General features: G+C 70.9%; 9 protein-coding genes. 4 read left to right on the top strand and 5 right to left on the bottom strand.

Annotated elements, in window-relative coordinates; all coding sequences use genetic code 11:
* Positions 1–30 precede the first annotated feature (30 nt).
* From ADK64_RS07450 to ssd, 3 genes are all read right to left on the bottom strand, one after another.
* Complete coding sequence (locus ADK64_RS07450; protein WP_199829524.1) at positions 31–876, bottom strand: type II secretion system F family protein; 846 nt, start codon at positions 874–876, stop codon at positions 31–33.
* Between the two features lie 65 nt (positions 877–941).
* The gene (locus ADK64_RS07445; RefSeq protein ID WP_053656315.1) at positions 942–2,144 is read right to left on the bottom strand and encodes a TadA family conjugal transfer-associated ATPase; all 1,203 of its coding nucleotides are present in this window, start codon (positions 2,142–2,144) and stop codon (positions 942–944) included.
* Positions 2,141–3,238 carry a septum site-determining protein Ssd gene (gene ssd / locus ADK64_RS07440; RefSeq protein WP_053656314.1) on the bottom strand — a complete coding sequence of 366 codons (1,098 nt, stop codon included), beginning with the start codon at positions 3,236–3,238 and terminating at the stop codon, positions 2,141–2,143. The genes ADK64_RS07445 and ssd overlap by 4 nt, the downstream gene beginning before the upstream one ends.
* Before the next feature lie 592 nt (positions 3,239–3,830).
* Between ssd and ADK64_RS07435 the strand changes: the two genes are divergently transcribed.
* Entirely contained in the window at positions 3,831–4,661 is an 831-nt protein-coding gene (locus ADK64_RS07435; protein ID WP_053656312.1) for an HAD family hydrolase, read from the top strand.
* 349 nt (positions 4,662–5,010) lie between these two features.
* Here ADK64_RS07435 and ADK64_RS07430 read toward each other — a convergent pair whose 3' ends face one another.
* Positions 5,011–5,835, bottom strand: coding sequence for a Fic family protein (locus ADK64_RS07430; protein ID WP_053656310.1), 825 nt, complete (start codon positions 5,833–5,835; stop codon positions 5,011–5,013).
* 101 nt (positions 5,836–5,936) lie between these two features.
* On the opposite strand from ADK64_RS07430, the gene ADK64_RS07425 reads away from it, so the two are divergent.
* Positions 5,937–6,917, top strand: a complete 981-nt coding sequence (locus ADK64_RS07425) for an ATP-binding protein (protein WP_199829518.1) — start codon at positions 5,937–5,939, stop codon at positions 6,915–6,917.
* 3 nt (positions 6,918–6,920) lie between these two features.
* Here the strand turns inward: ADK64_RS07425 and ADK64_RS07420 are convergent, their stop codons facing one another.
* Entirely contained in the window at positions 6,921–8,186 is a 1,266-nt protein-coding gene (locus ADK64_RS07420) for a hypothetical protein (protein WP_053656306.1), read from the bottom strand.
* A 626-nt stretch (positions 8,187–8,812) separates the two neighbouring features.
* Here ADK64_RS07420 and acs point away from each other — a divergent pair.
* Together acs and nhaA are read left to right on the top strand one after the other, a co-directional pair.
* Complete coding sequence (gene acs / locus ADK64_RS07415; RefSeq protein WP_053656304.1) at positions 8,813–10,768, top strand: acetate--CoA ligase; 1,956 nt, start codon at positions 8,813–8,815, stop codon at positions 10,766–10,768.
* A 205-nt stretch (positions 10,769–10,973) separates the two neighbouring features.
* Positions 10,974–12,407 carry a Na+/H+ antiporter NhaA gene (gene nhaA / locus ADK64_RS07410; RefSeq protein ID WP_053656302.1) on the top strand — a complete coding sequence of 478 codons (1,434 nt, stop codon included), beginning with the start codon at positions 10,974–10,976 and terminating at the stop codon, positions 12,405–12,407.
* Positions 12,408–12,476: the final 69 nt, after the last annotated feature.

Genomic DNA, 12,476 nt, shown 5'->3' with positions numbered 1-12,476 from the left:
GCATGCACCCGCTCACACCACACCCCCGCCTCACACCGCCTCCGCTCCCCGGACGATCCGAACCGCCCACCCCATCCCGGCCGCCTCGAAGACCGCGCCGACCGTCAGGCAGCCGAGTCCGGCGCCGGTGTGCAGGAGGACGCGGAGCGGGGCGGCGCCCATGGCCGCGCCCAGGAAGAGGCCGAGGCCGGGCAGGGCGGCGAGCAGCACCGCCGTGGCCCGGGCGCCCGCCAACTGCGCGCGCAGGTCGGCGCGCTGGTCCCGCTCGACGCGCAGGGCCGCGTCCAGCCGGTCCAGACCGGCCGCGAGTCCGGCCCCCTGGTCCACGGCCACCCGCCAGCACGCGGCGAGCCCGAGCAGGCCCTCGGCGCCCGGCTGCCGGGCCGCCGTGACGAACGCACCGGGCGCGTCCCCGCCGAACCGGGCTGCCGCGACCACGGCCGCCTGTGCGTCGCCGAGCCCGCCGGTGTCCCGCGCGGCCCGCAGCAACGCCTCGCCCGGCTGTCGTCCGGCCCGCACCTCCCCGGCGAGGGAGCCGCACAGGGCGATCACCGCGTCCACCCGTCGCTCCCGGTCGCGCCGGGACCGCCGGGCCAGCCGTACCCGGCGCAGCAGCGGCACCCCGGCCGCCCCCGCGACGACCGGAACCACCGAGGCACCCAGCACCGCGAGCAGCAGACCGGCCGCGAGCGCCCACCACTCGGCCCCCAACCGGCTGCGCAGTCGCGTCAGTTCCGCGCGCGCCTGGTCCCAGGGCGGCGGCCCGGTCGGCACGACTCCGCCGCCGGCGAGCAGCAGCCGCGCCCGCCGCATCCCGTAGTGCCGCCCGCCCTGCAGCCAGACCAGCGCACCGAGACAGACCAGCGCCGCTCCCATGGACGTCTCACCGATCACTTCCGTCACCTCTCCCACTTCCCACTCGCCTCCCCCACGCGCCCTTCTCACTCGGCGTCGCGGCTGTCCCCGCCCCCGCCCTCGGCACCCAGCAGCTGCCGCAGTCGCTCCCAGCCGCGCTCCCGTACGAAGGCCCGCTCTCCCCAGCGCAGCGCCGGCACCGTCCGCACCAGCCCCGTGGCATCCCGCTCCAGCACATGCACCTCGGCGATCCGGCGCCGCCCGGACCGGTCCCGTACGAGGTGCAGGACCACGGAGAGCGCGGCCGCCAACTGGCTGTGCAGCGCGGCCCGGTCCAGCCCCGCGGCCGTGGCCAGCGCCTCCAGCCGGGCCGGGACGTCCCCCGCAGCGTTGGCATGGGCAGTGCAGCAGCCGCCCTCGTGGCCGGTATTGAGGGCCGCGAGCAGATGTACGACCTCGGGTCCGCGCACCTCGCCGACGACCAGCCGGTCGGGCCGCATCCGCAGCGCCTGCCGGACGAGGTCCTCCAGAGTGACCAGGCCGGCGCCCTCCTGGTTGGCGGGCCGGGTCTCCAGCCGGACCACGTGCGGGTGCTCCGGGCGCAACTCGGCCGAGTCCTCGGCGAGCACGATCCGTTCGTCCGCTCCGACCAGGCCCAGCAGTGCGCTGAGCAGGGTCGTCTTGCCGCTACCGGTTCCGCCGCTGACGAGGAAGGACAGCCGGGCCGCCAGCAGCGCCCGCAGGAGCCGGTCGCCGCCGGGCGGCACCGTGCCGGCCGCGACCAGCTCCTCCAGCGTGAACGCCCGGGGCCGTACGACCCGCAGCGACAGGCAGGTGCAGCCGACGGCGACCGGGGGCAGCACCGCGTGCAGCCGGGTGCCGTCGGGCAGCCGGGCGTCCGCCCACGGCCGGGCGTCGTCCAGGCGTCGTCCGGCCACGGCTGCCAGCCGCTGCGCGAGGCGTCGTACCGCCGCCGGGTCGGGGAAGGTCACCGGGGTCAGCTCCAGGCCGCCGCCGCGGTCGACCCACACCCGGTCCGGAGCGGCGACCAGCACGTCGGTGACATCCGGATCGGCGAGCAGCGGTTCCAGCGGGCCGCTGCCGACCAGTTCGCTCCTCAGGTGTGCGGCCGCGCCGAGCACTTCGGCGTCGCCGAGCACCCGGCCCTGTTCGCGCAGGGCCTGGGCCACGCGCGCGGGGGTGGGTTCGGCGCCGCTCTCGGCGAGCCATCGCCGCACGCCGTCGAGCAGGGCGGCGCCGTCGGCCCGATCGAGTCCGGGGAGTGTCATCGGGTGCCTCCGGCCTCGATCAGCGCGCGCTCCCAGAAGGCCGTGCAGAAGTGGGCGAGCGGGCCGCGGCCGGTCGCGCCGGGTGGTTTCGCGCCGCCCTGGGGGCGCAGCAGCGCCGGTTCGACCGGGACCTCGCCGGCCAGCGGCAGGCCGAGCAGCCGGGCCACCTCCCGGCCGTCCAGACCGGGCGCGTACGGCCCGCGCACGGCCACCCGCACATCGCGTACGACCATGCCGACGGCGGACGCCACCCGCCCGGCGGCCGCGACCGCCCGCAGTTCGGCGGGGACGACGAGCAGGGCCAGGTCGAGCTGGGCGAGAGCTTCGGCGACACCGTCGTCGAGACGGCGGGGCAGGTCGACCACGACCGTGCCGCCGCGCCGCCGGGCGGCGGCGAGCACCGCGCGCACCGCCTGGTGCGGGACGGCGACGCAGTCGCCGCGGTCCCAGCTGAGCACGCGCAGCGCGTGCAGCTCCGGCAGTGACTCCTCCAGCGCGCCACCGCCGACCCGCCCCCGGGAGGCGGCGAAGGCGGGCCAGCGCAGCCCTTCGGCGCTCTCCCCGCCGAGGAGTACGTCGAGTCCGCCGCCGAGCGGATCGGCGTCCACGAGGAGGGTGCGCAGGCCCTCGCGGGCGGAGGTGACGGCGAGGGCGCACGCGAGCGTGGAGGCGCCGGCCCCGCCCCGGCCGCCGATCACCCCGACGGTGAGGGCCGGGCGGCCGACTCCCTCGGCTACGTCGGCGATGCGGTCGACCAGCCACTGCTCGCCGTCGGGGAGCATCAGGACGTGGTCGGCGCCGATCTGGACGGCTCGTTTCCACACTCCCGAGTCGTCCTGGTCACGGCCGACCAGCACCACCCCGCGCCTGCGCGTGGCCCCGCCGACGCGCCGGGCGGCGTCGTCGCCGACCAGCACGAGCGGCGCCGTTTCCCAGTCGTCGCCGTGGTCCGGGACGCCGTGGTGGACCTCGGGCGTGGCGCCGGCGGCCGCGCACAGGCGCAGCAGGTCGTCCAGGAGTTCGACGTCCTCGGTGACGATGAGCGGCCGTCCCGGGGTGCCGGGCGGCGGGTCGTGGGTGACGGTTCCGGTCACGAGTGTTCCCCCTTCGCTGCGTGGGCCGCGCAGCCCCTGCGGCCCCGCGATTCCCAAACGTGTGGAGAACCGGCAAGCGGCCTCCATATGAGCGGCCGACAGAAACCGGCCATACGCGCTACGACAATCGGAACCGGCCATGAACTCGCCACGACCGCCGCGCACAGGAATCACGGTGCGGCGATCCGCGAAATCATGTGGATCTTGGTCGAAAACCGTGGACAACTCGGCGCCTGTGAATATCTCCGTCACCCATACCGGTGACGTCCGCACTGATCCCCGTGCGACTTCCACAGCGCAGCGTGATGATTACCGTGAGTAGCGAATCATGGACATGCGGAAGCGCCGGCCATGAGGGCGCGACTGCGCCCGTACGGTCGCGAAAAGAAGGGAAAATCAGACGTAAATGCGTCCGGACATGCGACGACCCCCGCCGGGGGGGAGAGCGGGGGTCGTCCCCACGGCCGACTCGGGGGGGGAGGAGTCGGGCCGGGTTAGCACGGTCGCGAACGATCCGTGACTTCCATGGTGTACCCGAGAGCCCTCTCAGGCAAACCCACGCGCCCCACCTTACGCCGAATGGTGGGCGCCTATGCTCAGAGGCGTGGAAAACCACTCCTTGCCTCGCGCAGCAGCCTTCTTTGACCTGGACAAGACGGTCATTGCGAAGTCGAGCACGCTCACCTTCAGCAAGTCCTTCTACCAAGGCGGGCTGATCAACCGCAGGGCCGCACTGCGTACCGCATATGCCCAGTTCGTCTTCCTGGCCGGCGGTCTGGATCACGACCAGATGGAGCGGATGCGCGAGTACCTCTCCGATCTGTGCCGCGGCTGGAACGTACAGCAGGTGCGGGAGATCGTCGCCGAGACCCTGCACGACCTGATCGACCCGATCATCTATGACGAGGCCGCCTCCCTCATCGAGGAGCACCACACGGCCGGGCGGGACGTGGTGATCGTGTCGACGTCGGGCGCCGAGGTGGTCGAGCCGGTCGGCGAACTGCTGGGCGCGGACCGGGTCGTGGCCACGCGCATGGTCGTCGGCGAGGACGGCTGCTTCACCGGGGAGGTGGAGTACTACGCGTACGGCCCGACCAAGGCCGAGGCGATCCGCGAACTGGCCGCGTCCGAGGGCTACGACCTCGAACGCTGCTACGCCTACAGCGACTCCGCGACCGACCTGCCGATGCTCCGGGCGGTCGGCCACCCGCACGCGGTCAACCCGGACCGCGCGCTGCGCCGTGAGGCACTCGCGCGCGGGTGGCCGGTTCTGGAGTTCCGCAGGCCGGTCCCGCTCAAGAAGAGGCTGCCCACGCTCACCGTCCCGCCCCGCCCCGCACTCGTCGCGGCAGCGGCCATAGGAGCGGCGGCCGCGACCGCCGGACTCGTCTGGTACACCAGCCGACGCCGGAGCATGGCCTGAAAAACGTCCGTTTCACCCCTGTTTGAAGCCGAAAGTAAAGAAGTGCAGCCAAGGGTTCCGCTTCCTCCCGGCCCGCGGTAGAAAGAATGTAGGCCCGCGAGACCAGAGGACATCCGAGAGGATCACCTACCACTACGCACGTGGCCCCACGGACCCCACATGAACATCGGGCACCCACGCGACGTCGACCCGTCGATTACGGGCCAGCAGCACCAGGTGACGGGCAAAGCTCCCCGACCTGATGGGCACATATCGAGGACGCTTGGTAACCCGGTGAGCATGCCAGCGGCGGTACGAGAACTCGTACCGCCGCAACCCATGTCCGGCGAGTTGGCGTCGAGGTGCCCGCTCAGGCCGCGCCGCGCTGGAGCGCCTCGCACACCGCCGTGGACTCGCGCACGCCCAGCTCGACCGCCCGTCCGCAGTGGGCGATCCAGGCCGCCATGCCCTCGGGAGTGCCGGAGACGTATCCGTCCAGTGCCGCCAGGTAGGACGCGCGCCCGAGTTCGGCGTGCCCGACCTCGGCCGGACAGATCGCCTTCGGGTCCAAGCCGCTGCCGATCAGGACGATCCGCTCGGCCGTGCGCGCGACCAGGCCGTTGTGGGACACGAAGGGGCGCAGCGCCAGCAGCTCGCCGTGCACCACGGCGGCCGTCACCAGCGCGGGCGCCGACGTCCCGGCGATGATCAGGTCCGCGAGCCCCTCCAGCCGGCCGGAGACCTCCGCGGCGTCCGGCAGGGGTAGCTCGATCAGCGGCTCGTCCACCGCCTCGCCCGCCTGGCGCGGCCGGCCGACCTCGTCGCCGTCGCCCGCCGCGGCCACCATGTGCAGCCGGGCCAGCACCCGCAGCGGGGACTGCCGCCAGATGGACAGCAGCTGCCCCGCCTCGGCCGACAGCCGCAGGGCGGCGCCCATCACGCGCGCCTCGGGGTCGCCGCTGAAGTCGGTGCGCCGGCGCACCTCCTCCAGGCCCCAGTCGGCGCCGGACAGCGCGGCGGAACCGCGGGCGCCGCGCAGGGCCGCCTCGGAGGTGATCTCGGTGCTGCGGCGCCGCATGACGCGGTGCCCGTAGACCCGGTCCACGGCCTTGCGCACGGACTCCACGGACTCGGCCACACCGGGCAGCGAGCCCAGGGTCGCAAGCGGATCGGCGGTCGCGCCTGTCGTACTCATGAGTACGACCCTACGCACCCCACCGCCCCACCCCTCGAAGGAGTGGTCTTCTTCACTTCCGCCTGACACATACAGCTATCACCTGACTACTGTTGGTGAACATGAAAATTGCTTTCGTCGGGAAGGGCGGCAGTGGCAAGACCACGCTCTCCTCCCTCTTCATCCGCCACCTCGCGGCCGCTGGCGCTCCGGTGGTCGCCATCGACGCGGACATCAACCAGCACCTCGGTCCGGCGCTCGGACTCGACGAGGCGGAGGCGGCAGCGCTGCCCGCCATGGGCGAGCGACTGCCGCTGATCAAGGACTACCTGCGCGGCTCCAACCCGCGCATCCCCTCCGCCACGACGATGATCAAGACGACCCCGCCCGGCGAGGGCTCGCGCCTCGTCCACGTCCGGGAGCCGAACCAGATCTACGACGCCTGCGCGCGCCCGGTGGAACTCGACGGCGGCGCCGTCCGTTTGATGGTCACGGGCCCCTTCACGGACGCCGACCTGGGGGTCGCCTGCTACCACTCCAAGACGGGAGCGGTGGAGCTGTTCCTGAACCACCTCGTCGACGGCCCCGACGAGTACGTCGTGGTCGACATGACGGCCGGTTCGGACTCCTTCGCCTCCGGCATGTTCACCCGCTTCGACATGACGTTCCTCGTCGCCGAGCCCACCCGGAAGGGGGTCTCCGTCTACCGCCAGTACAAGGAGTACGCCCGCGACTTCGGCGTAGCCCTGAAGGTCGTCGGCAACAAGATCCAGGACCAGGACGACATCGACTTCCTGCGCGCGGAGGTCGGGGACGACCTGCTCGTGACGGTCGGGCGCTCGGACTGGGTGCGCGCCATGGAGAAGGGCCGCCCGCCCCGGTTCGATCTCCTGGAGGAGGCCGGCTCCCGCGCCCTGCACACGCTGCGGGCCACCGCGGACGCCATGTACGAGCGACGGGACTGGGAGCGCTACACCCGCCAGATGGTGCACTTCCACCTCAAGAACGCCGAGGTGTGGGGCAACGAACGCACCGGGGCCGACCTGGCGGCGCAGGTCGACCCCGCCTTCGTGCTCGGCGAGGGCGTGGCAACCCCCGTCTGATGCCTAGTACTTGACCGCCGGCGCCCCGGGCACGCCCTTGGGCGCCGGAGCCGGACGGCCGGACAGGAAGGACGCCCAGCCCTGCCGGGGAGCCTCGCCCACGTTCAGGGTGCGCAGCTTCTGGAGGGTCTTCGGATCCTGGGCGTCCAGCCAGTCGACCAGCTGGTGGAAGGACACGCAGCGCACGTCCGGCTTGTTGCACACCTCCTTCACCGTGTCCTCGACGGCGCGCATGTACGTGCCGCCGTTCCAGGACTCGAAGTGGTTGCCGATGATCAGCGGCGCGCGGTTGCCGTCGTAGGCCCGATAGAAGCCCTTGACGAGGCCGTCGCGCATCTGGTCGCCCCAGTAGTCGAACTTGTCGGGGTCGCCCTGCGTCTGGGTGCCGGACTGGTTGACCATGAAGTTGTAGTCCATGGTCAGCTGTTCGTAGGTGTGTCCCGGGAAGGGCACCAGCTGCATCGACAGGTCCCACAGGCCCTCCTTCTTCTTGGGCCAGACCTGGTTGTTGACGCCACTGGAGTCGTAGCGGAAGCCCAACTGGTGGGCCGCCTTCATGAAGTTCTGCTGGCCTTCGAGGCAGGGGGTGCGGGCGCCGATCAGCTCCTTGTCGTAGTCGAAGGGCAGCGGAGCCGCGTTCTTCATGCCGGTGTTGGTCTTCCAGGTCTTCACGAACTGCTTGGCCTGGGCGATCTCGCTCTTCCACTCGTCCACCGACCAGGTGCCGACTCCGCCGTCGGGCCCGCAGAAGTGGCCGTTGAAGTGAGTGCCGATCTCGTTGCCCTCCAGCCAGGCCAGCCGGGCCTGCTTGACGGTGTCGGCGATCCCCCGCTCGTCGTTGAAGCCGATGTCGGAGCGGCCCGGCGAGTGCTTCGGGGGCTTGTAGAGGTCACGCTTCCCCTCAGGAAGCGTGTACACGCCGCTGAGGAAGTACGTCATGGTCGCGTGGTTCTCCTTGGACACCCTGCGGAAGTGCGAGAACAGCTTCTGGCTGTCCTCGCCCGCGCCGTCCCAGGAGAAGACGACGAACTGGGGCGGCTTCCGCCCGGGCTTCAGCCGCTCGGGCCGGGGCAGATGGGGCTGCGCGCCGGTGTAGGCGGTGGATCCGTCGCCGATCAGCCGGACCACGCTCTGGGGCGCGGGCGCCCCCTTCTGCGGGCCGGTCGTCCCTTCCTTCGAACCGTTGGAGCCTGTCGCGCAACCGGCGAGCGACGAGGCGCAGGCCGCGGCGACCATGGCACCGGCGGCGATCCTCTGGGTGGCGGCCATGTTCCGCCCACCTTCTTCCTTCTCTCAGGCAAACGCTGACGAGAGCCGTTTTCTGGTGATCTGCCGGGGTTGCACTGGCAGCGCCGCCAAGGTTGCACGGGACCGAAGAGGAATTAGTACGACAAGCCGATCAAATGATTACTTCGCTCACGCGAGTGATCGGGTGCGTCATTTGCCTCGAAAAGTAATACCTTGTTTTTACTTTTCGATTACGGATCATTCGTGGAGCGCCCGCCGACGGACCGGAAGCCGGACATGAACTGACGTGTGGCATCAAGTCGTTCCGGCGTCGCACCGCACCGCCGGTGCGGGCCAAGTCGGCGCGGCCTGCCCGGAAGGGGCGGCGGTCCGTGGGGCGACGAAGGTGCCGCCCTCTCCGCAGTCCGCGTCCAGCGAGTCCATGGCCGTCCAACAACCCGCGGGCACCGGCACCCCGTTGCGAAGGCGGGGCGTTCCAGGACGTCAGCGAGGGTGTCGCCGCAGGAGAAGAGGCATGCGGGGTGGCGCGAATCCCCAAGTTTCCGATAGGTCTAAACCAATTTGGGCAACCGCCCTTGTCATCGGCCCCCCGCGTCTGATGAGCTGTGGCCTGGGACACAACGGACACCCTTGGAAAGGGAGATGTCGTGAGCAACGAAAGCCTGGCCAACCTGCTCAAGGAAGAACGCAGGTTCGCGCCGCCCGCCGACCTGGCCGCGCATGCCAATGTCACCGCGGAGGCGTATGCACAGGCCAAGGCTGACAGGCTCGGCTTCTGGGCCGAGCAGGCCCGTCGGCTGACCTGGGCCAAGGAACCGACCGAGACACTGGACTGGTCGAACCCGCCGTTCGCGAAGTGGTTCAAGGACGGCGAGCTGAATGTCGCGTACAACTGCGTGGACCGTCATGTCGAGGCCGGACACGGCGACCGCGTCGCCATCCACTTCGAGGGCGAGCCCGGCGACAGTCGCTCGATCACTTACGCGGAGCTGAAGGACGAGGTCTCCAAGGCGGCCAACGCCCTGCTGGAGCTGGGCGTTCGCAAGGGCGACCGGGTCGCCATCTATATGCCGATGATCCCGGAGACCGCGATCGCGATGCTGGCCTCGGCCCGGATCGGCGCCGCGCACTCGGTCGTCTTCGGCGGCTTCTCGGCGGACGCCCTCGCGACCCGGATCCAGGACGCGGACGCCAAGGTCGTCATCACCTCCGACGGAGGCTACCGGCGCGGCAAGCCGTCCGCACTGAAGCCGGCCGTCGACGAGGCGGTGACGAAGGCCACGGGCGTCGAGCACGTGCTGGTGGTGCGCCGTACCGGACAGGACGTGGCGTGGAACGACGAGCGGGACGTGTGGTGGCACGACCTGGTCGGCCGCCAGTCGGCGGAGCACACCCCGGAGGCGTTCGGGGCGGAGCACCCGCTGTTCATCCTCTACACGTCGGGCACGACGGGTAAGCCCAAGGGCATCCTGCACACGTCCGGCGGCTACCTCACCCAGGCGGCATACACCCACTGGGCGGTCTTCGACCTCAAGCCGGAGACGGACGTGTTCTGGTGCACGGCCGACGTCGGCTGGGTCACCGGCCACTCGTACATCGTCTACGGCCCGCTGGCCAACGGCGCCACGCAGGTCATGTACGAGGGCACCCCGGACACCCCGCACCAGGGCCGGTTCTGGGAGATCGTGCAGAAGTACAAGGTCACGATCCTCTACACCGCGCCCACCGCGATCCGGACGTTCATGAAGTGGGGTGACGACATCCCCGCCAAGTTCGACCTGTCCTCCCTGCGCATCCTCGGCTCGGTGGGCGAGCCCATCAACCCCGAGGCGTGGATCTGGTACCGCAAGAACATCGGCGCGGACCTGACGCCGGTCGTGGACACCTGGTGGCAGACGGAGACCGGCGCGATGATGATCTCGCCGCTGCCCGGCGTCACCGCCGCCAAGCCCGGTTCCGCGCAGACCCCGCTGCCCGGCATCAGCGCGACCGTCGTCGACGACGAGGCGCACGAGGTGCCCCACGGCGGCGGTGGCTATCTGGTGCTGACCGAGCCGTGGCCGTCGATGCTGCGCACCATCTGGGGCGACGACCAGCGGTTCATCGACACCTACTGGTCCCGGTTCGAGGGCAAGTACTTCGCCGGTGACGGGGCGAAGAAGGACGACGACGGGGACATCTGGCTGCTGGGCCGGGTGGACGACGTCATGCTCGTGTCCGGGCACAACATCTCCACCACCGAGGTGGAGTCGGCGCTCGTCTCGCACCCGTCGGTCGCGGAGGCGGCCGTCGTCGGTGCCGCCGACGAGACCACCGGCCAGGCGATCGTCGCCTTCGTGATCCTGCGCGGTACGGCCGCGGAGAGCGAGTCGCTCATCGGCGAGCTGCGCGACCACGTGGGCGCCACGCTCGGCCCGATCGCCAAGCCCAAGCGGATCCTGCCGGTGGCCGAGCTGCCGAAGACCCGCTCCGGCAAGATCATGCGCCGTCTGCTGCGGGACGTGGCCGAGAACCGCCAGCTCGGCGACGTCACCACGCTGACGGACTCCACGGTCATGGACTTCATCCAGGCCAAGCTGCCGGCCGCACCCAGCGAGGACTGACCGGCACCACCGCACAGGGGCATCCGGCCGACAGGCCTGATGCCCCTTTTGCGTCTACCGTGAAGATCACCGGTCCCGGATTACTCCCTTTGAGCTAACGCTCAACCTTAGGTAAGCTAAGTAAAGCGTCAAGAACGCGACAAGGGTGCGCCGGGAAGTCTGGTCGGCATGTGAGCCGTCCTGCCTACCCACCGGAGGTCCCGCCGTGACCGCGCCCCCCGCCCCCCGCAAGGTCCTCGGACGTCTGTCCCTGCCCGAGCGGGCCTTCGTCGCGGACGCGCTGCGCACCGAGACCGTCGGCGGTGTCCTGCTGCTCCTCGCCGCCGTCGCGGCCCTCGTCTGGGCGAACATCCCCGCCCTCCACCACAGCTACGAAGCCGTCAGCCACTTCCACATGGGCCCCGAAGCGCTCGGCCTGAACCTCTCCGTGGCCCACTGGGCCGCCGACGGCCTGCTCGCGGTGTTCTTCTTCGTCGCCGGCATCGAACTGAAGCGCGAACTGGTCGCCGGGGACCTGCGCGATCCGAAAGCGGCCGTACTGCCGGTGGTCGCCGCGGTGTGCGGCATGGCCGTACCGGCGCTCGTCTACACCCTCACCAACCTCACCGGGCACGGCTCGACACAGGGCTGGGCGGTGCCCACCGCCACCGACATCGCCTTCGCGCTCGCCGTCCTCGCGGTCATCGGCACCTCCCTGCCCAGCGCCCTGCGCGCCTTCCTGCTCACCCTCGCGGTCGTCGACGACCTCTTCGCGATCCTGATCATCGCGGTCTTCTTCACCGACCGGCTGAACTTCGCCGCCCTCGGCGGGGCCGTCGCCGGGCTGGTGGTCTTCTGGCTGCTGCTGCGCAAGGGCGTGCGCGGCTGGTACGTGTACGTGCCGCTCGCGCTGGTGATCTGGGCGCTGATGTACAACAGCGGCGTGCACGCCACCATCGCCGGCGTGGCGATGGGCCTGATGCTGCGCTGCACCACCCGTGAGGGCGAGGAGCACTCGCCGGGCGAGCACATCGAGCATCTGGTGCGCCCCCTGTCGGCCGGGCTCGCCGTGCCGGTGTTCGCGCTGTTCAGCGCCGGGGTGGCGATCTCCGGCGGGGCGCTCGGGGACGTGTTCACCAAGCCGGAGACGCTCGGCGTGGTGCTCGGACTCCTGGTCGGCAAGACGATCGGCATATTCGGCGGCACCTGGCTGACCGTCCGCTTCACCCGTGCCTCCCTCAGCGAGGAGATCGCCTGGGCCGACGTCTTCGCGGTGGCCTCGCTCGCCGGAATCGGCTTCACCGTCTCGCTGCTCATCGGCGAACTCGCCTTCGCCGGCGACACCGTCCTCACCGACGAGGTGAAGGCGGCCGTCCTCATGGGATCGCTGATCGCGGCGGTGTGCGCGACGGTGCTGCTGAAGATACGCAACGCCAAGTACCGCAGGCTGTGCGAGGAAGAAGAGCGCGACGACGACCTCGACGGCATCCCGGACGTGTACGAGCAGCACGACCCGGCCTATCACCTGCGGATGGCCGCGATCTACGACCGCAAGGCCGCCGAACACCGGCGTATCGCCGCCGAGCGGGCGGCCGCGGCACGCCACGGGCTTGCGGAAGTACCGGGCGGGGCAGGCGAGGAGGACGACCGTCCGGCATGATCTGACGAGACGGTACAAAACAAGACGGCCACACCAGCGGGACGGCCGGTCGAGCACGGTCGCACGAGC

The sequence above is a fragment of the Streptomyces sp. MMG1121 genome (assembly GCF_001280015.1).
Classification (GTDB): Bacteria; Actinomycetota; Actinomycetes; order Streptomycetales; family Streptomycetaceae; genus Streptomyces.
Note: the sequence above shows the minus strand (reverse complement) of the source record. Positions and strands in the feature narration are given on the sequence as shown.